Below are 19,505 nucleotides of genomic sequence, written 5' to 3'. Positions count from 1 at the left end.
TAGGTAAAGTATACCATAATTGGATATGAAAATGAATTAATTCAGCTATATTAAATAAAAGAACAATAAAAACCCACACTAAATAGCGAAGAGGCTAAATTAAAAGCTCTTTTCCCGTATCGATCAGATTATAAAAATCTCCCCCGAGTTTATTTGCCGGTTGAAAATAGACCTGATAATCAAGTTTAGCTATTTGCGGCAGCTTTTTAGGAAGAAACTGCTGGTGCAGTCGTCTTCCTTTTTCAAATTCCGCTTCCAGCCTGGAATAAAGATCATTTATCTTTTGATTAGAGAGCTCCAAAGTTTTTTCATAATTTTTTCTGGCTGTAATATCACGGTAACTCTGAATTATTCCCTTTAATTTACCCTGATGATCTCTATAAGGAACAATGGTCACAATAAAGTAGTGATTTTCACCTGCAAGTTTAACTGCAGTATCCTCCTGGATAAATTCTCTGCCGGCCAGAATCTGTTTTAGAGAACAATTTTCAGTTCCACAATTTTCTGTACAGAAAGCATTGGAACAATTCCTTCTCTGACTGAAGAAAAAATCCTCGCCCAGATTATCTTTTTTATACAGTCTATTTAATTCTTTATAACGCTGATTGCTTTTTATAATCTGATAATTTAAATCCACATAGCGAATTGCTTCTGTGGATAGATCTAAAATATCATTTAGCATTTTTTCTTTTTCTTCCAGCTGATCTTTCTTTTCTAAAAGCTCTCTTTCCATCTGCTTGCGCTGGCTGATATCCTTTTTCACAGCTACATAGCTGCTTATTTCACCCTGCCGGTCGATAATTGGAGTAATTGATGCCTGCTCCCAGAATTTTTCCCCACTTTTTTTGAGATTCAAAAATTCTCCACTCCACTTCTGACCACTACTGATTGTCTGCCAGAGATTTTGATAAAACTCTTTTTGATGACAACCGCTTTTTAAAATCCGCGGATTCTCACCTAATACCTCCTCTCTGCTGTAGCCGGTTAGTTCAACAAAGCGGGGATTGACATATTCTATACAGCCCTCAGGATCAGTTATCACAACTGTTTCCGGGCTCTGCTCAACTGCCTGAATTAATCTCGAACTATCTAATTCAGTTTCAAAACTAAATTTACCCAACTTTTTCTCCAAAGCAAAGCTCCTCTCTCAAAACTGATCCCATCTATCAACAACTGAGCCCCTATAAATAAGATAAATTACTATTACTATACTTTATATTATTTGACATAACTGTGCAAAACCCTGCTTTTTTTCGACAAAAAACCCCTAAATTTAACAAATTGCAATTAATTTGAAATTTAGGGGTTAAATCTCTATTCAATTTAAAAATAACTGTAAATCTGCTGCCAGAGTAAAAGCACAGTTAGAAAAATCGGAATCCATAAGAGCTGGATTGTAAAATCCTGATAGACAAAATTATGCAGTCTCTGAGAAGCATTAAAGATTGCATTGTAGAAAAATGTTTCAAATATTTTTTCCGTATCAAAGCGGACACTCCTGCGGCTCAAACCATAGAAGAAATTTAGAAATAACTGCAGATAATTTTCCAGAGACAGATTACCCCGGGCCTCAACTTTAAAGCCGCTGTGGTTATAAAAGAGATAAGCTGCAATTCCTAGATAGATTGTGGTGTCCCGGAAACCGACCAAAAGATGAAAGTCTTTTTCAACCAGAGCAGCCAGAACATTACCCGGCATCTCAGGCCAGAAACCGACAACAATAATCCCCAGCATCCCAATTAAAAGTGCCAGAACATCATGGCTGTAGATCTGATAATGATTAAAACCCTGTTTTAGATCTTCGAAAAAACTGCTGTAATCCTGATCCTTAATAAAAATCCAGTAAAGAACTCTGCCGGCATAAAGAAAACTTAAGAGACCGAGCAGAAAAAAGACAATAGTTGAAAGCAGACCTGCTGTCTGAGCCGATTTAATTAAATATTTACTGTTATAACCAGCAGTAAAGACCACAGCTCCGAGAGAAGCATAACTCAAGATTGTGGCTGCAGCTGTAATCGGTCTCCTGCTTAAAGCATCTTTGAATTCATAAATAATCCGGGAACCATATTCCTTCTGCCAGATACCACTGCTGATAAATAAAGTTGTCTTGGCAAAACCGTGAGCTATAATCTGAAGTACAGCCCCATAAAAGGCATATTTGCCGCCGGTACCAATAGCCAGGGCAATTAAACCCAGCTGGCTGACCGTCGAATAGGCAAGCATAATCTTTAAATCAGCAGAGCGCAGTGCCTGCCAGCCTGCATAAACAATCATCGCCAGCCCGAGCAGAAAAAGAAAGGTATTTCCGGTTTCCACTGGAATAATCTTTAATAAAAATATGTAACCGAGCTTAACAACCCAGCCGGATAAAATAGCACTTACCGGTGCCGGTGCTTCAGAATGAATTGGGGGCAGCCAGAAGTGGAATAAAAAGAGACCACTCTTCATTCCAATCCCCATAATTAAGATAAACTGCAGGGGCACAGAATCAATTACCCCAATCTTTGAATAACCAAAGGCATTGGCCGCCAGGGCACCAAAAAGCAGAATACTGCTGCCGCTGAACTGAATTACAAAATACTGTCTGACCAGCTTCCAGTCACTCCAGGCCAGCATAAAGGTTGTGGCCAGAGTTACCATCTCCCAGGCAAAAAGGAAGAAAAACCAGTCATTGGTAAGAATAACAATCAGAGTACTTAGCAGATATACAAGAGTTAAAATGTAATACCAAAATTTATTTTCTTTTATGTAATTCCAGGCTGCCAGAGCTGTCATCAGAGTTAAGATAACTCCTACTTCAGCCAGCAGAGGAAAATAACTATCAAATTGAAAACTCGACAGAAACTGCTGCCAGATAACAGCCATAATTTAACCTCCCAGTACTAATTCTATATATCTTTCTACATTCATTAAACTTTCGATCGACATTCTTAACGGCAGATCAAAAAATCTAAAACCAAGTCCAAAGCCAACAATAATTGCTGTATAGGCATAGGTAATAAAGCTGACAATTTTCTCCCGGTATAAAACAGATAAAAGCGGACGACTGTAAATTTCTTCTTTCAGGTCATCTTCGGTCAGCTTAACTTCTTCAAAACCCTTAGCAATATAGCGCAGGTAATAAATTACCGCTGTCAGACTGCCAAAAATCACAATAAAGGCTCCAAAATAACTGCGGGCCTCTAAAAAGGCCATCAGCACATACCATTTGCTGGCAAAGCCCAGCAGTGGCGGCATTCCAATCATACTTAAAAGCAGAGCAATAAAGGCAATAAAAACAGAGCGGTTTCTGATTCCCACTCCCTTAAAATCGCGGTAGGCATGGGAGCGGGTGTACTGCAGCAGGTAACCGCAGGCTACAAATAAGCCGGCCTTCATAAACATGTGGCTGATAATATGCAGCAGACCTCCGTAAAAACCTGCTTCAGTATTGAGCATTATTACTGCTGTGATCATTCCGATATGTCCGATACTTGAATAACCCAAAAGACGCTTAATATTATTTGACTGCAGGGCAAAGACATGCCCAAAAAATGAAGATAAAAGGGCCAGATCCAAAAGCAGCACATTTAAATTCAAAGCTTCCAGGGTTTCAAAACCAATTACAGTCCAGAAAATCCTGATAAAAATATATATATAAACTTTTGAGAGAACTCCTGATAAAACCGCAGTCACCGGTGAGGGTGCTGTATCATAACTTTTGGGCAGCCAGAATAAAAACGGAAAAATTCCCATCTTAATTAAAATCGCTGTTAGGAAAATAGCTGAAATAAAAAGCTGAATTCCGCTCTCCAGACTGGCGAAGTTCTGAGAGATATCCGCCATATTCAATGTTCCCAGATTGAAATAAATAATCAGTACACCGAGGAAAAAGAGCAGTCCTGCTAAAACATTGTAGATTAAGTATTTAATTGCAGCAGCACTGGCCTCCTGAGTCCTTTTAAAACCAATTAGAGCTCCGGAGGTAATGGTCAGCATTTCGATAAAAACATAAATATTAAACATATCGGCAGTTAAAATAGCTCCCATCGAAGCTGCGGCAATCAAAAAGTAAAGTACATAATATTTACCCTCATGGTGGCCAATATAACCTATAGAATAAATAACTATCAGAAATAGGCTTAAGGCAGTAATTACTGCAAAAACAAGACTTAAAGCATCCATGGCCAGAGTAATCCCCAGCGGTGGGTGCCAGCCCCCGAGGTAATACTGCAAAAAGAACTCACCATTTTTAAGCTGCTGAAAATTATTTATTATAATACTAATAATTAAATATGATTCCAGTAAAATTCCGAGCAGCACAAAAAAGCGCCTTAATTTCGCATTTATTAGATCAATAAAAGGAATTAAAAAGGCCGTGCCCAGAGGAACTAAAATCAATAATAAAATTCTAATATCCATTAATCAACCTCCCAGAACAAGCTCAATATATTTCTGTGGATTTAATAATTCAAAAATTGCTGTATTGACCGGGATTTCAAAAAGCTGATAACCCAGCCCGAAAAAAATAATCAGCAGAGTAAATGTATAAATCACACTTTTCATGGTATTTGTTGATTTAAAAAATGCCTTCAGTGAGATAAGCTCTTCTTTTAAAGAAGGGCTCTCCGATTTTACTGTCTCATAGGCCTGAGAAATATAACGCAGATAATAAATTAGGGCAATGATACTGCCGGCAGCCACTACAAAAGCCCCAAAAAAATGTCTGGCCTTTAAAAAGGCAAGCAGCACATACCATTTGCTGACAAAACCAATCAGGGGCGGCATACCAATAGTTCCCAGACAGACAGTAATAAAAGCAATAAAGACCAGCCTGTTTTTATGGCCAATTCCTTTTAAGTCATCTATGTGGTGAGAAAGAGTGGTCTGCAGCAGGTAGCCGCTGCTTAAAAAGAGTCCTGATTTCATCATCAGGTGGGCAATAATATGCAGCATACCTCCATAAAAAGCAGCCTCTGTATTCAGCATCAGTACAGCCAGAATCATCCCAATATGGCCGATACTTGAGTAAGCAAGCATTTTCTTTAAGTTGTCAGCCTGGAGCGCAAAAACATGGCCGATTAAACTGGAGACCAAAGCCAGATCCAGCACAAAAGCACTCAAATGCAGCTCAACTAAGAAATCAAAGGCAATCATGGTCCAGAATAAACGCATAAATATGTAAAGATAAACTTTTAAGAGCACCCCGGAAAGCAGAGCACTGATTGGAGCCGGACAGGCACTGTGAGCCCGCGGCAGCCAGAAATGAATGGGGAAAATCCCGAGTTTAATAAGTAGAGCCAGCAGAAAGAAAATAATAATTGTCAGCTGCATCGGAGTTGAGATTAAAGCAAAAGATTCAGCCACTGCTGCCATTTTTAAGGTTCCCAGGTTAAAGTAGATTAAGATAATCGAAATAAAGAAAAATACTCCCCCGGTAATTCCATAAAATAAATACTGCATTGCTGCCCTTGTTGTTTCCTCAGTTTTCTTAAAAGAAATTAGAGGAGTTGTAAAAATAGTAATTGCTTCAATAAATAGATAAAGGGTAAAAAGATCAGCAGTCAGGATAGTTCCCTGAATTGAGGCCAGGACCAGAAAAAAGAGGCCAAAATACCTGTTCTCTTTATCCTTAATATACTGGGTTGAAAAGATAACAATTAAAAACACAGCTCCAGTCACTATTAGAGAAAAAAGCAGGCTCAAATTGTCCATCGCAAAATTAATTACAAAAGGAGTATCCTGATAGCCGATAGTGTACTGCAGAAAAAAATTGGAATTTTTGACCTGATCAAAATTATAAATAAAGAGCGAGACTATTAAGTAAAGTTCAGCTCCAGCCCCAGAAACTGCTAAAAAATTGCGGACCCGCTGATTGAAGTCCCGGCTGAAATACATCAGCACTGCAGTCAGAGCAGGCAGGGTGATTAATAAAATTAATTCGATATTCATCCAGCTCATCAGTCATTCAACCCCTCTAATTGATCCCGGTCGATTGTCCCACTAAATTTATTTAACTCAATAATTAAGGTTAAAAGCAGAGCTGCTGTACTGGCGCCAATAACTATTCCAGTTAGGGTTAAAGCCTGGGGTACAGGATCATTGAACTTTGTCACTTCTTCGCCCATTTTATGAATAGCGACTTCGCCACCAATATCCGAAAAAGCAATAACCCAGAAAAAAACAGCTGCCTCCATTAAATTTAAACCGATTACATTTTTAATTAAATTTGTTTTCATGATCAGAGCATAAAAGCCCAGCATAAAGAGGATAATAAATATTAAATTATTAAACATTAAAAATCCTCCTCAAAAGTTTTTTGAATCATACTGTAAAAAATTATCGCCAGTCCCGCCCCCACTTTAAAACCAACACCAATATTGATATAGGGAATACTGCCGGCAGAAATTAGAGTCCCAGTTTCTGCAGTTAAAAAGCCTAAGTTCTGTAAAAAGGCACCTTCCATTAAAATTCCGGCCAGTCCGAGTCCCAGAAAGGTCAGCGCCCCACCAGTCTCAAAAAGAGTTTTAGTTTGAGGACTGTAACGGCGGTAATCAAAGGCACTACCATAGACAATACTAAAAATAATTGAAATTGCAGCCAGAATTACTCCCCCCTGAAAACCTCCACCTGGAGTCAGGTGGCCGTGGGTAATTACATAAAAGCCAAAAAGAGCGATAAAGGGAGTCATAATCCCCAGGGCTCTTTTGACAATAAAAGAAAGTCCCTTAGAAGAAACAGGCAGCATCTTACGGGATAAAATAAGAACAATCCCACTGACTGCTCCAAAGATAACAGTACTCTCCCCCAGCGAGTCAAAGGCCCGGTAATCATAAAGCACAGCAGTGATTAGATTAAGTGAACCTGTATCATTAAGCCCGGATTTGATAATATAATTAGAAAGCCCCTCATTTAAGCCCTGATATTCGGGCATCAGCGAAAAATTTTGATATAAAGCAAAGGCAACTCCGGTCAGCACTACTGAAATCATTATTTTTTTCATCAATTTATTCAAAATTTACACCTCCGGCTGAGTTTCAGTCGGAATCTCCGTGTCTTATCTGACTGATTGCACTCATAAAAATTGCTGTATTTAAACCAGCACCAATCACAGCTTCTGCCAGAGCAACATCGGCAGCCTTATGCAGCAGATATAATGCTGTTAAAACTAAAGAAAATATAGAGAGAAAAATTATAGAAATCAGTTCTTCATCAAAATAAACAGCCATCAGTGCCGAAAAGACTAAAAATATGACCAGAATAATCTCCAGCACAGCCATTAAGCATCTCTCCCTAAATAATCAGAATAAGCATCAATCTCATATTCTTCCGGCAGGGCAATCTGGCGCTTATAAGAAGCCCGGGCAATGGCATGGGTGGCCATCGGATTAGAAAAAAGAAAAAAGATTCCGATTAAAACTATCTTTGCACTCAAAAAGAGATCCCAGACATAAATTGCAGTTCCCATAGTTACCAGTACCGCAGAAATAGTCAGCACCACCGCCCCGGCATGAATTCTGGTATAGACATCAGGAAATCTGAGCAGACCTAAAACTGTAACAATAGCAAAGGCGGAGCCGGTTATCATTAAAAAGTAGGAAATAATTAATCTTAGAGTCATTATTTATACAGCTCCCCGTGTTCAAAGTATTTAGCATAAATCAACATATCAATAAAAAGCAGGACTGCATAGGCAAGTACTATATCGACCAGCAGTGCTAAGTCATATTCTAAAGCAATCATCAGCATCACCAGTGACATAAAAATCCCTATTGTATCAGCGCCAATCAGCCTGTCAGTAATTGTAGGCCCGATCACCACCCGGTAAGATACAATAATTGAAAGTATAGTGAAAAAAATAGCAAGTCCCATAATCATCTAAAGATCACTCCTACCCAGCGCTCAAAACGAGCAATTATTTTCTTTTTCAACTCGGCCTCTTCCACTGTTTCCACGTCAATCCAGTGGATATAATAGGCCTTTTCGCTTCTATCATAGTCGAGAGTTAATGTTCCTGGAGTCAGTGTAATGAGATTGGCCAGCAGACTCAAACCAGTGATATCAGTAAGTTCAGTCTTAACTTTAACAATTCCAGGATTAAAGGAAGGATTTTTTTCAAAAACATGTTTGGAAACTTTTAAAGCAGCTGTTATCGCTTCATAAAAAAATACAGGAATAAACAATAATAAAAGTGCCAGCTTACGCAGATAGTGATACCAGGGAAGTTTACGGTGAACTTCCCTGAATAACATATCACTAAAAAATAGTGTTACCAGAAGTGAAGCTGCACTGCCTATTATTAAAACATCTACCGTTATTTTTCCTGCAAAGATAAACCAGACAATTAATAAAAAGATAAAGGCAGAAAATTTCTGCAGCATTTAGGCACCTCCAGCCATTATTTTAGTGCACTCTTATATATATTTAAGACATCTTCTGTATCTAAATTGACAAAGTTACCGATCGGTCCATTTTCAGTTGCTTTCTGTGCCATTTCTTCCAGTCTGTCGGCTGGAATATCAAGTTCCTCCAGAGTAACCGGCATTCCAATCGAGCTAAAGAATTCTTTTGTCCTTTTAATTCCCTGGCGGGCTGTCCATTCTAAATCCTTAAAGTCAGGATCTACACCCCAGACTCTGACGGCAAACTGAGCAAAACGCTCTAAATCATGCTGATAAACATAGTTCATCCAGGCCGGGAAAACAACTGCCAGACCGGCACCGTGAGCAACATCGTAAATACCGCTCAGCTCATGCTCAATCCCGTGGGAGGACCAGTCTTCTTCTCTACCGGTTCCCAGTAAATTGTTGTGGGCAATTGTTCCAGTCCACATAACTTCAGCTCTGGCCGCATAATCTTCGTTATCCTCAAGTACAACCGGGACATTCTTAATAATTGTTTTTAAAGCCTGTTCTGATAATCTATCGGTCAATTCTACATTTTCTGTATTGGTAAAGTATCTCTCCATTATGTGAGCCATAATATCTACTGCACCACAGGCAGTCTGATAATTTGGGAGAGTAAAGGTAATCTCAGGGTTCATAATTGCAAACTGAGGTCTGATTAGCTCAGAGCCAATATCTCTTTTGTACATTCCCTCCATTTTTGTAACTACAGCACTGTCACTGGATTCACTTCCGGCAGCAGGAATAGTTAAAACTACCCCAATTGGCAGCGCCTCTGTAATTTCGGCCTCTCTGGTAAAGAAATCCCAGACATCTCCATCATAAAAATAACCAACGGAAATTGCCTTGGCTGAATCAATTACACTTCCTCCACCAACTGCCAGGATAAAGTCTACATTTTCCTCCTGAGCCAGTTCAATTCCTTCTTTAACTAGTGAAAGTTTTGGGTTAGGCTCAACTCCACCCAGTTCAACATATTCAACCCCTGCTTTTTCCAGAGATTTAACTACTTTATCATAAGTTCCATACTTTTTGATACTGCCGCCACCGTAGTGCAGCAGCACCTTAGATCCGTGTTTGGCTGTATATTCACCGACTTCTTCTTCAGTACCCTTACCAAAAACTATCTTAGTTGTGTTCTGAAAAGTAAAATTCTGCATAAATTGACCCTCCTAATTTTAGAATAAATAAAATTCATTATTCAGCTTTAACAAATTGCTAAAATTTACTTTGAAAATGTTTTCAAATTATAAATATCGATTATTTAAATTATATCATAAACTTTTTAGATAATTCCATTAAATATGGAAATTAATTATTATTTTTTTCCTCATTAGAGTCCTGCTCACTTTCTTGCTCATCATTTTCGAGGATTTCATCACCAAACTCACCCACATTTTCCCCAAATTCCTGAACTCTGTCATAAAAATTGGCCAGCATTTCAGGTCGATCTGTAATATAGCCATCAGCGCTGAACCAGGAAAATATCTTCAACTGCCAGGAACGGTTAATCACATAGGGAAAAACAAATAAGCCTCTTTTGTGAGCAGCCCCTATATACCAGGGAAAACTAACATGACCCTTGGGACCAATGCCGTCGGCAACTTCTTCTGTTATATCAAGCCAGCCCTGCCAGCGCCTGGGCGAAACAAAATTCCTCCTGGTCAAAAGTATCCGCGGTGAATCAGGCCGCAGTTCTGAGAGCCTTTTTAGACTTGCCGGTGAAAAGGACAGAAAAAATACCCTGGGAGGCTCAGACTCTTTTTCATCAATCTTCTGCTCTTCCAGTTGATTAACAATTTCTTCTTCAATTCCCTCATACAGATAGGGACTCTTTAATTCCAGGGCCAGTCCAATCCCTGTATTAACAGGATCAACAAATTCTAATACCTCCTGCAGGGTCATAATAGTTAGTTCACTGAAGGAATCTTTAGCCCGCTCAGAATAGCTTATATTAAACCAGGCTCCATAATTTAACTGTCTCAATTCCGCCAGGGTGAAATTCTGCAGCTCATAGCTCTTTTTTCCCGGAAATACCTGACTGGCATCAGTCAGCCGCAGAAGATTGGTATCGTGAAATATAACCAGTTCTCCGTCTTTGGTCCGCTGAACATCAAGTTCAATATAATCAACACCGCTCTCCAGAGCCATTTTGACAGCAGGAAGAGTGGACTCAGGAGCATTATATGATGCACCTCTGTGAGCTACCAGAACCGGGTAGTCAAAATTATATTTTTTGATAATTTCTTTACCCAGGCGGGAAGGTCGAATTAAATAATAGAATTCAAAATATATTACTGCAAATATTAAAATTAATGCGGTAATTATTATAAAATATTTAATTATTCCACCTCCCTGAAAATTTCTCCCTGATTGATAATAAAGAGATCACGCATATAATTTATAATCTCAGTCAGTTCCTCAATCTTCTGCTCTGAGAATTTCAGTTCCTTCTCCTGATCGGTTAGGTGTCCAACTTTAATCAGCTCATCCAGTTCTTTAATAAAAAGCTGGCCATCCTTTAAAACATGGGGTGTCTCATGCAGAAATAAAATTGGATCATTCTGCTCCAGAAATAGCGACCTCCCCACAAACTGCTCGGGAAGTTCTTTAAAGCCTAGTAAATCTAAAACCGTAGGCGCTATATCTGTAGTTGTTCCCTCCCGCTCAAAACTTTTATTCTCCAGCTGCGGGTGTTTGATAAATAAAGGAATATGATAGGGAATTTTTACATTGCGCCAGAGAGTAAAATCTCGGCCTGATTCATATTCCATCGTCTTAATTTCAGATTCATGGTCAGAATAAATGACAAGCAGTGTATTCTCCATCACCCCGGCTACTTCCAGTTTAGAAACGAAATTTCCAAGTGAGCTGTCCAGAAAGTTAATAGATTTAAAATAGTTATGGACAAGATTATTATTGACTTCATCAAAATCTTCTACAGCTGTTTTGGGATAAAAATTAAAAGGAGTATGGCTGGTCAGCGAAATTAAATAGGCAAAAAACGGCTCTTCCCGCTGGTCAGCTTCCGTAATTATTTCTGCTGCCGAGTTGAAAAAGTCATAATCATTTATCCCGAGGCCTCTATCTTCAGGCACCGGATAAATTTCCTCTTTAAATGCCCGCTGGCTGTAAAAATGATCAAAACCAAGATCAGGATAGGCCTCCGCGCGATTAAAAAAGTTGCGGTCATTATTATGAAATGCCAGGGTCTGATAATTTTTTTCTTTTAAAAGCAGGGGCAGTGATTGAAATTCACCCAGATCTATGTCTCTAAAAACATAACTTCGGTTAACCGGATATAAAGAAGTCAGAGTTGATAAATCTGCATCAAAGCTCCCATTTACCTTCTGTGCATAAAAATTTTCAAAATAATAACTCTGCTCCTTAAGCTGATTTAGAAATGGGGTAACTTCTTTTCCCTGCTGACGGTAATCAATAATTGCCGCATCAAGTGATTCCACCTGAATTAAAATTACATTAGTATTTTGGGGCAGAGATTTAATCCCGCTGAGCTGAGTCTGCTTCCTGTAATAAGGAACATTTTTTAGCTCAGGGCGCGGTTTCTCCTCTTCCCGGGTAAAATAACTGTAAGCTTCGATTGTATACAGAGGTAAAATTCCGTAAACAGAAGCGAGATAGGATGTTCCAGACTGATAGAGCTCACTTGGACTTTCTCCCCCCATAATATAGCTGCCTGCCACAACCTGAACTAATAACAGCACAAAAATTAGAGCAAAAGCTGTTGTGTTTTTGAGCGGCAGCCGGGAAAGAGATCTCTTCCAGAAACCCCAGTCATAGGTTATTTTCAAATCAGGAAGCGAATTAAAGCCCCACAGTCCAAGCAGTGCCATATCTAAAATAATAACAATATCTCTAAATCTAAAGATCTGAGTAAATAAGACCTGGTACATCGAAAAGTCTCCGGTTCCCTCACCAGAAAAAATATCGCTGACACTCAAAAAGTTGCCAAAATACTGATTATACCAGTAGTTAGCTATAAAGAAAAAACTGAAGAAAAAGAGCATGAAAAACAACCTCTGTCTTATCTTTTTAGAAATAAGCAGAGGTTCAATAAATTTTAAATAAAAAATTGCAAAAAATAAGTTGCGGATGATTAAAGCTGTCAGAGATGGAGCATAAAATATCTGCAGCATTAAATAATTATATTTTATAATAAAGCTGAAAAAAAGAATCAGAGAAAAGTATCTGAGACGCCTCTCCAGTTCAAAGTTACTTAACAATTAAAGTCCTCCTGAATGTTAAAGTTATCTTAACCTCTATTCGCTTTAATCATATCAGAAATTTAAGTTTATGAAAAGTAATTTTTTAACACCGAGATATTTATACTGATATATTTGATATATTTGAACCAGGTCCAAAACGACCGTTTTGGACCTGGTTATAGTGAAAAAAAGAACAATATTATAGATTAAAATTAAACCAGACAGCAATTTTAAAACTGTCTGGTAATTGTTAGCTTCACTGTCTTACTATTACTGAAACACCATCGGGAATTGCTGTTATTGTCGGACTTTCTGCTTTAAGCATTCCTTCAGCTTTTTTAACTGCCGCTTTTAGATCCTGAGCCCAGTCCATTCCCATATCCTCTACTATCTGTCTCTGGGTAGGGTCAGTAATCATAATTACCTTAAATTTGAGCATAATACGGGCCAGAATCTGAGTCTCCCACTGATCAGGAACTGTCTCCTTGCGGCCGCGGGCTAAAATATCATCCATAATTTCCTGAACACTATCTGTATCGCGGAAAGTCTGATAAAATTCCTCTCCACCGTGCCCGTCAGAACATTCGGCAGCAATAATGATTACTCCACCTTCTTTACAGGTAGCCTCAGCTGCTGTCATCCCCTTAACTGCCTGATAAATATTTTGATCAAGTGGATATCCCCCATTAGTTGTCACAACAATATCGGCCGGTTTAGCGTCAACTCCAGCCAGCGAATCAACAAATTCTGTACCTTTTAAATGAGCTTTTTCGCGGTGACCGGCAAAAGCATTGATCACTTTTTTCTCCGCGTCAATAACTACATTTAAAATAAAAGCCAGGCCGGCTGACTTGGCTGCATAGAGCATATCTTTATGCATTGGGTTTCCCTCTAAATTACCTGTTCTGGCATTGGGGCTGTCGATAAATTCTGCACAGTGGTTGGCTAAAACTGTAGTTTTACTTGCCACCCCGGGCAGCACACTCTTGCGCCCACCGGAAAAACCGGCAAAAAAGTGCGGCTCAATAAAACCTTCTGCTACTAAAAGGTCAGCCTCAACTGCAGTTTTATTTAAGAGCATATCTCCACCGGAGGGGAGCTGCCCCAGATTAACCATTTGTTCTTCATCCCGGCTGTCGTGCATTTCGATATTAACACTGTCAACTATTTCGTCCCCGTATTTGTCTCTCAGTTCTTCATCTGTTGAAGCACGGTGGAAGCCGGTTGCTACTAAAATTGTGATTTCGGCCTCAGGTGCAGTTTTTCTAATTTCTTCTAAAAGAATGGGCATTGTAATATGGCTGGGGACCGGTCGGGTGTGGTCACTGGAGATAATTACAATCTCTTTTTTACCCCGGGCCAGCTCTGAAAGCTTTTTGCTGGCAATAGGATTCTCCATCGCTTCTTTGACAATTTCTGTTTCAGATTTTTCTGCCTCAAATTTATGAGCCTGAGATAAAAGGACTCCTCTGAGCCTCTCCTCTTCTACCTCAAGTTCTAACTCCTTTCTGCCGAAAGGAAATTTAATCTGCTTCATTTAAAATTCACTTCCTTTTTATGTGGTACCGTAATTATTTGTACCGGGTACAAAAACGTGTTATTGTACCCGGTACAAGTGAAATTTATCTTAAACTAATCAACCATGTCAAAAATCTTGCCTGGGTTCATAATATTGTTCGGGTCAAAGGCCTTTTTGATGCCGCGCATTAAGTTGAGTTCAGCCGGGCTCATCATCATTTCCATATACTTTTTACGCTTGGAGCCGATTCCGTGCTCTCCACTTAAAGTACCGCCGAGATCTCTGGTCGCTTCGTATAATTCTACTAAAGCCTCTTCTTCAATCTTATACCATTCTTCCATTGAATGGTCAGGGTTTTTAACCAGGGTAGCGTGTAAATTACCATCACCAGCATGACCATAGCATGGAATCTGGATATCATATTTTTTAGAAATCTGATCAAGATAGGGCATTAGTTTAGGTATATTGGCAGTCGGCACCACAATATCCTCTAAACTCTGATGAGGACTGACAACTTTGAAAGCCTCAGCAATATTCCGGCGCACACTCCAGATCCGCTCACGAGTTGTGTGGTTATCTGCCACATAAACTTCGATTGCATCATTGTCCAGACAGAGCTCACCGATTATCTCACTGTCACTATTGACCACATCTTCTTTAATCCCATCAACCTCTATTAAAAGCATAGCACCTGCGTCCTGATAGGGCAAATGCTCATTTAAATAGTCACAGGAAGTCTTAACAGAAAGTTTATCCATAAATTCAATACTGGTTGGAATAATTCCACCTTCTGTCATAATCTTTGGTACGGTAGAAATGGCTGTTTCCTCATCTTTAAAGAGGGCTAAAAGTCCAACCCGCTGAGTTGGCTTAGGCATTAACTTGATAGTAGCTTTAGTTACAATCCCCAAAGTACCCTCTGAGCCAACAATCAGCTGTTTAATATCATAACCGGTTACATCCTTAACCCGCTTACCGCCAAGCTGAACAATATCTCCAGTTGGAGTTACAAGCTCCAGCCCCATTATATAGCGGCCGGTAACACCATATTTTACAGCTTTACCTCCACCAGCATTTTCGGCAATATTACCACCGAGATAACAGGTTTCCACACTCATTGGATAACCGGCAAAAAAGAGGCCGCTCTCCTCGAGCATTTCATTAACACTGTTCATTACTACACCGGGTTCTAGAACCATCATCAGGTTATCATAGTCAATTTCTATAACTTCATCCATATTTTCTACTGAAACTACAATTCCACCGTGCTCTGGAATCGCTCCCCCGGAAAGTCCACTGCGGGCACCAGATGGAGTTACCGGAATCAGTTCTCTATTGGCAAGCTTCATTACTGCTGCAATTTCTTCGGCAGTATTTGGAGTCAGTACAACTTCCGGCATATGAGCATACTGCTCAGCCGGTGTTTCATCGTGAGAATATGCTTCTATTTTTTCTTCATCAGTTAGGACATTTTTCTCGCCCACAATTTCTCTTAGTTCTGCTAAAATTTCCTCAGTTACAGGATTATATTTCATTATTTTACCTCCTCAGCCAGCTGCTTGTTCAGTTCAGGTACAATTTCAAATAAATCGCCTACAATACCGAAGTCTGAGACCATAAAGATATCTGCATCAGGGTCTTCGTTAATTGCAATAATATTTTCCGAGGTCTTCATTCCGGCTAAGTGCTGAATTGCTCCCGAAATACCAATCGCAAAGTAGAGTTTAGGGGTAACTGTTTTACCACTTAAACCTACCTGATAGGGGTAGCTGATCCAGTCTCTATCAACTGCATCACGGGAAGCCCCAACAGCGCCGTCAAAGTAGCCGGCAAGCTCTCTGATCATGGCAAAGTTTTCACCTTTTTTCATTCCCTTACCTCCAGCTGCAATTACATCTGCATCCTGGATGTTAACCGCATCTCCTTCATTTTTGCGGAAGCCAAGCTTTTTAACTCTGCCGTCGAGGAGTGAACTGTCAAGCTTAAGATGGACTATCTCACCGGTGCGGCTTTCGTCTTTTTCGGCCGGTTTGGTTGAATGAGGTCTAACTGTTGCCATCTGTGGTCTGTGGTTTGGTGATTTAATTGTAGCTAAAATATTTCCACCGATAGCAGGTCTGGTCTGCAGTAAGTTACCTGTGTCTTCTTCGATATCTAATTCTGTACAGTCAGCTGTTAGGCCGGCATTAGTTTTAATCGCTATATAGGGCATAACTGTTCTACCCATTGAGGTTGCTGCTGCCAGAATAATCTCCGGCTTGTATTCTTTAATTAAATCTTCGATCACATTACTGTAATTTTCAGCAATAAAATCTTTTAGAGCAGGAGCGTTCATTAAATAGACCTTATCGGCTCCACTTTTAATCAATTCTTCTGCCTGCTCATCTGTAATTCCATCTCCAATGACTAATGAAACCAGCTCTTCGTCCAATTTATCTGCTAATTTGCGTCCTCTGCTTAATAACTCAAATGATACTTCTTTAATTTCTCCGTCTCTTGCTTCTCCAAGAGTCCATACACCATTATACTCCATTTATATAACCTCCTATACCAATTCTTTTGATTTTAAGTAGTCAATTAATTTAGCTACAGCTGCTTCTACATTGCCGTCTTCTCTGACATCGATAACTGTTCCACCTCTGGTAACTTTAGGGTGATCGATGTTGACCACTCTGGTCGGTGAACCCTGCAGTCCGAGGTAGTCTTCATCCAGATCAAGGTTTCCTAAATTCCACTGCGGAATTTCAATTTTGCGTGAGCGCTGCTTTCCTCTTAAAGTAGGCAGGCGCGGGAAAGAAATTTCTTTAACAACTGTCAGTAAAGCAGGCAGCGGCAGCTGAAGCTTTTCGTAGCCGTCTTCTACCATTCTCTCAACAATAATTGAATCCTGTTCAGTGGTGGTGTAATCAACTTCTTCGTCAACTAAATTAACATCGACTACCTTTGAGGTATAGGTCGAAAGGGTGAGGTCAAGCCAGGATGCTATACCGGGACCAACCTGTCCGGTATCACCATCTGTTGCTCTTTCTCCGGCCAGTATTAAATCGTAATCTCCAATCTCCTTGATAGCTTCCGATAAGGCGTAGGAGGTGGCCCAGGTGTCTGAACCGGCAAACTCTCTCCCGGAAAGTAAAATACCATCATCACAGCCCATCGCAATTGCTTCTTTTAAGGCTTTATCAGCACTTGGAGGACCCATTGTAATCACCGTAATTTTACCACCATATTCTTCTTTTAACTGAATACCTGTTTCAATTGCATAAAGGTCGAGCGGATTAATAATACTTTCTACCCCGTCGCGTTTCATTGTTCCTGTCTCTTCATCCATTTTTACATTACTTGTTTCTGGAACCTGTTTAATTGGAATAACTATATTCAATTTCTTTACCTCCCTGTAAAACTTTGATTTTGGTTTGATGGTCAGACCGTCTCTATTAGATCAATAAAAAATCATCTAAAAAATTTGAAATTGCGCAAAATTAAAATTTATCACACTACTGAAGAGTCAGTGACCCTCCAGCAGTGCTTTATTTTAGCTAAAATATACCCGGCATAAAGAAGATTGTGATTATCCAGGCTAAGGCCCCGGCAATTAAACCATAGAATAGTGCAACCGGTAAGTTTTTCCGGATAATAAGTCCCTCTTTTCCAACAAGACCAACTGTAGTCGCAGCTGCCACCACGTTGTGAATACAGATCATATTACCTGCCGCTCCACCAAGTGCCTGCAGAGCAAGTGTTGGGGTAACTGCTGTTCCCGAAGCCACTGCTGTTCCATACTGAAATGGACCAAACATAATATCAGAAGTTGTATTACTTCCTGAAATAAAGGCTCCTAAAATACCAACTAGGGGAGCTACCAGATACCAGATTGAGCCCAGAGTTGCTGCGGCAAATTCTGCCATCACCAGTAACATTGACTGTTCACCAGTTGCTCCACCGGAATTCATCATAATATAAACCATGCCTAATGCAAAGAATAAAGCGATTGCAGCCGGCTGAATCATCTTAAATGTTTCCTTCCAGGCTTCTTTAGTCTTGTTGCTGTCCAGTCCGTGTAAAGTTGGAATTAAGAGAGCAACAAAGATAAAGGGAAAGACTCCTGGATTATATAAAGGCTGAATTACTTTGCCAATACCTGTACCAAAAATATTTGTCCAGCCGATTGACCACTGTCTGAGTAGTGGAGTTAGGTTGAAAATTTCCAGGCGACCAACTAATAAAATCAGGCCGATTAAAGCATATGGTAACCAGGCTTTAAATGTACCTACTTCTTTTTGCGCTGCATCTACATCCTGCTCACCTGCTTTAATTTTACCTTCCCATTCTTCATGCCACTTGTCGTGGGAAGGGAAATCCCATTTTTCTTTTGGAACCAGAAAGCCTTTGGAAACCGCAAAGATAAAGACAGGCAGTGCTATTAAAGCTCCCAATAAAGAAGGAAGTTCTGGACCAACAAAATAAGCGATTCCGAATTCAAAGACTGTAAATACAAAGCCGCCAAATAAAGCTAAAGGTAAAACTTCAAAACCCTTTTTAAAAGATCCATCGACGATTTTGGTCATCAGTAAAACAATAACTAACGGTATAAAAGAACCAACTAAGAAATGTAAGAGTCCTGTAAAAGCACCGATATTGTGTAAAAACTGTGAAAATTCAATACTTACTCCCATTGACTGAACTGGAAATTCAATGATATTCTCTAAAGCTGCAAAGCCACCCCAGATAGGAACTCCAACCGCTCCAAAAGAAACAGCGGCACTATCTGCAATTAAAGCAGAAGTTGCTGCAATTAAAGGTGGAAAACCCATCCCAACTAATAACGGAGCTGCTACTGCTGCAGGTGTTCCAAATCCTGCTGCTCCTTCAAAAAATGAGCCCATTAACCAGGCAATAATTATTACCTGTACTCTTCTATCGACTGAAATTGAAGTCATAGAATGAGAAATGCCATATACTCCTCCACTTTTTTTCATTAACTGTAAAATAAGTAGAGCCCCAAAAACTATAAGTAAAATATCAAATGCATTGATTACTCCCCCAATTGTTGCCGCAGATAACCATTTAACAGGCATTCCCCAGCCCACGCCAGCAATAATTAAAGCACTGAGCCAGCCAAAGGGCATTGCCTTACTTGCAGGCCACATGTAACCAATCATTAAAATCCCAACAATAATAATAGGTAAAGCAGCTAAAAGTGCTAACATAAATTCCTCCTTATAATATTTGTCTATTTAAAATTTTCACCCCATATCAAAGAAGGATAACTAATAGAAATTGTCAACTACACGAATTTTCTCCACCTCCAAACTCCCCAGATAAATGATTATTTGATGGTCAGACCATCAGTACTCTATTATATTATTTCAACACTCA

18 protein-coding genes are annotated in these 19,505 nt (G+C 39.6%); all 18 read right to left on the bottom strand.

Annotation, left to right across the window (positions count from 1 at the left end; all coding sequences use genetic code 11):
* Positions 1-94: 94 nt before the first annotated feature.
* Entirely contained in the window at positions 95-1,132 is a 1,038-nt protein-coding gene (locus tag C8C76_RS05205; protein ID WP_108139311.1) for a PAS domain-containing protein, read from the bottom strand.
* Between the two features lie 191 nt (positions 1,133-1,323).
* Positions 1,324-2,865 (bottom strand): complex I subunit 5 family protein, encoded by a 1,542-nt coding sequence (locus C8C76_RS05200; protein ID WP_108139309.1) that lies wholly within the window; start codon positions 2,863-2,865, stop codon positions 1,324-1,326.
* Between the two features lie 3 nt (positions 2,866-2,868).
* Positions 2,869-4,401, bottom strand: a complete 1,533-nt coding sequence (locus C8C76_RS05195; RefSeq protein ID WP_108139307.1) for a complex I subunit 5 family protein — start codon at positions 4,399-4,401, stop codon at positions 2,869-2,871.
* Between the two features lie 3 nt (positions 4,402-4,404).
* Positions 4,405-5,940 (bottom strand): complex I subunit 5 family protein, encoded by a 1,536-nt coding sequence (locus C8C76_RS05190; RefSeq protein WP_108139305.1) that lies wholly within the window; start codon positions 5,938-5,940, stop codon positions 4,405-4,407.
* A complete protein-coding gene (locus C8C76_RS05185) occupies positions 5,940-6,275 on the bottom strand; it encodes a sodium:proton antiporter (RefSeq protein WP_108139303.1) in 336 nt (111 codons plus the stop codon). The genes C8C76_RS05190 and C8C76_RS05185 overlap by 1 nt, the downstream gene beginning before the upstream one ends.
* A complete protein-coding gene (gene mbhE, locus C8C76_RS05180; protein WP_108139301.1) occupies positions 6,275-6,994 on the bottom strand; it encodes a hydrogen gas-evolving membrane-bound hydrogenase subunit E in 720 nt (239 codons plus the stop codon). Before mbhE ends, C8C76_RS05185 begins: the two co-directional genes overlap by 1 nt.
* 22 nt (positions 6,995-7,016) lie before the next feature.
* The gene (locus tag C8C76_RS05175; RefSeq protein ID WP_108139299.1) at positions 7,017-7,259 is read right to left on the bottom strand and encodes a Na(+)/H(+) antiporter subunit B; all 243 of its coding nucleotides are present in this window, start codon (positions 7,257-7,259) and stop codon (positions 7,017-7,019) included.
* Positions 7,259-7,600 (bottom strand): monovalent cation/H(+) antiporter subunit G, encoded by a 342-nt coding sequence (mnhG, locus tag C8C76_RS05170; RefSeq protein ID WP_108139297.1) that lies wholly within the window; start codon positions 7,598-7,600, stop codon positions 7,259-7,261. Before mnhG ends, C8C76_RS05175 begins: the two co-directional genes overlap by 1 nt.
* The gene (locus C8C76_RS05165) at positions 7,600-7,857 is read right to left on the bottom strand and encodes a monovalent cation/H+ antiporter complex subunit F (RefSeq protein WP_108139295.1); all 258 of its coding nucleotides are present in this window, start codon (positions 7,855-7,857) and stop codon (positions 7,600-7,602) included. The genes mnhG and C8C76_RS05165 overlap by 1 nt, the downstream gene beginning before the upstream one ends.
* The gene (locus C8C76_RS05160; RefSeq protein WP_108139293.1) at positions 7,854-8,360 is read right to left on the bottom strand and encodes a Na+/H+ antiporter subunit E; all 507 of its coding nucleotides are present in this window, start codon (positions 8,358-8,360) and stop codon (positions 7,854-7,856) included. The genes C8C76_RS05165 and C8C76_RS05160 overlap by 4 nt, the downstream gene beginning before the upstream one ends.
* A 17-nt stretch (positions 8,361-8,377) precedes the next feature.
* Positions 8,378-9,544 carry an iron-containing alcohol dehydrogenase gene (locus tag C8C76_RS05155; protein WP_108139291.1) on the bottom strand — a complete coding sequence of 389 codons (1,167 nt, stop codon included), beginning with the start codon at positions 9,542-9,544 and terminating at the stop codon, positions 8,378-8,380.
* 151 nt (positions 9,545-9,695) lie between these two features.
* Entirely contained in the window at positions 9,696-10,628 is a 933-nt protein-coding gene (locus C8C76_RS05150; protein ID WP_258222424.1) for a glycerophosphodiester phosphodiesterase family protein, read from the bottom strand.
* Positions 10,629-10,726: 98 nt separating this feature from the next.
* Positions 10,727-12,628 (bottom strand): LTA synthase family protein, encoded by a 1,902-nt coding sequence (locus C8C76_RS05145; protein ID WP_108139287.1) that lies wholly within the window; start codon positions 12,626-12,628, stop codon positions 10,727-10,729.
* A 238-nt stretch (positions 12,629-12,866) separates the two neighbouring features.
* The gene (gene larA, locus C8C76_RS05140; RefSeq protein ID WP_108139286.1) at positions 12,867-14,147 is read right to left on the bottom strand and encodes a nickel-dependent lactate racemase; all 1,281 of its coding nucleotides are present in this window, start codon (positions 14,145-14,147) and stop codon (positions 12,867-12,869) included.
* Positions 14,148-14,242: 95 nt separating this feature from the next.
* Positions 14,243-15,664, bottom strand: a complete 1,422-nt coding sequence (locus C8C76_RS05135) for an FAD-binding oxidoreductase (RefSeq protein ID WP_108139284.1) — start codon at positions 15,662-15,664, stop codon at positions 14,243-14,245.
* Complete coding sequence (locus tag C8C76_RS05130) at positions 15,664-16,662, bottom strand: electron transfer flavoprotein subunit alpha/FixB family protein (protein WP_108139282.1); 999 nt, start codon at positions 16,660-16,662, stop codon at positions 15,664-15,666. The genes C8C76_RS05135 and C8C76_RS05130 overlap by 1 nt, the downstream gene beginning before the upstream one ends.
* Positions 16,663-16,674: 12 nt before the next feature.
* Positions 16,675-17,508: an electron transfer flavoprotein subunit beta/FixA family protein gene (locus C8C76_RS05125; RefSeq protein WP_108139280.1), complete on the bottom strand. Its 834-nt coding sequence runs from the start codon at positions 17,506-17,508 to the stop codon at positions 16,675-16,677.
* Positions 17,509-17,665: 157 nt separating this feature from the next.
* On the bottom strand, positions 17,666-19,336 hold the full coding sequence (locus C8C76_RS05120) for an L-lactate permease (RefSeq protein ID WP_108139278.1): 1,671 nt from the start codon (positions 19,334-19,336) through the stop codon (positions 17,666-17,668).
* Positions 19,337-19,505: the final 169 nt, after the last annotated feature.

This window comes from Halanaerobium saccharolyticum (assembly GCF_003053565.1).
GTDB classification, from domain to species: Bacteria; Bacillota; Halanaerobiia; order Halanaerobiales; family Halanaerobiaceae; genus Halanaerobium; species Halanaerobium saccharolyticum_B.
Note: the sequence above shows the minus strand (reverse complement) of the source record. Positions and strands in the feature narration are given on the sequence as shown.

Excerpts from the sequence above, each read along its gene's own strand:
- C8C76_RS05130 (WP_108139282.1), bottom strand. The coding sequence starts at position 16,662 with ATGGAGTATAATGGTGTATGGACTCTTGGAGAAGCAAGAGACGGAGAA.
- C8C76_RS05135 (WP_108139284.1), bottom strand. The coding sequence starts at position 15,664 with ATGAAATATAATCCTGTAACTGAGGAAATTTTAGCAGAACTAAGAGAA.
- C8C76_RS05190 (WP_108139305.1), bottom strand. The coding sequence starts at position 5,940 with ATGAGCTGGATGAATATCGAATTAATTTTATTAATCACCCTGCCTGCT.
- C8C76_RS05185 (WP_108139303.1), bottom strand. The coding sequence starts at position 6,275 with ATGTTTAATAATTTAATATTTATTATCCTCTTTATGCTGGGCTTTTAT.
- C8C76_RS05175 (WP_108139299.1), bottom strand. The coding sequence starts at position 7,259 with ATGGCTGTGCTGGAGATTATTCTGGTCATATTTTTAGTCTTTTCGGCA.
- C8C76_RS05165 (WP_108139295.1), bottom strand. The coding sequence starts at position 7,857 with ATGATTATGGGACTTGCTATTTTTTTCACTATACTTTCAATTATTGTA.
- C8C76_RS05160 (WP_108139293.1), bottom strand. The coding sequence starts at position 8,360 with ATGCTGCAGAAATTTTCTGCCTTTATCTTTTTATTAATTGTCTGGTTT.
- C8C76_RS05195 (WP_108139307.1), bottom strand. The coding sequence starts at position 4,401 with ATGGATATTAGAATTTTATTATTGATTTTAGTTCCTCTGGGCACGGCC.
- mnhG (WP_108139297.1), bottom strand. The coding sequence starts at position 7,600 with ATGACTCTAAGATTAATTATTTCCTACTTTTTAATGATAACCGGCTCC.
- C8C76_RS05155 (WP_108139291.1), bottom strand. The coding sequence starts at position 9,544 with ATGCAGAATTTTACTTTTCAGAACACAACTAAGATAGTTTTTGGTAAG.
- C8C76_RS05120 (WP_108139278.1), bottom strand. The coding sequence starts at position 19,336 with ATGTTAGCACTTTTAGCTGCTTTACCTATTATTATTGTTGGGATTTTA.
- C8C76_RS05200 (WP_108139309.1), bottom strand. The coding sequence starts at position 2,865 with ATGGCTGTTATCTGGCAGCAGTTTCTGTCGAGTTTTCAATTTGATAGT.
- larA (WP_108139286.1), bottom strand. The coding sequence starts at position 14,147 with ATGAAGCAGATTAAATTTCCTTTCGGCAGAAAGGAGTTAGAACTTGAG.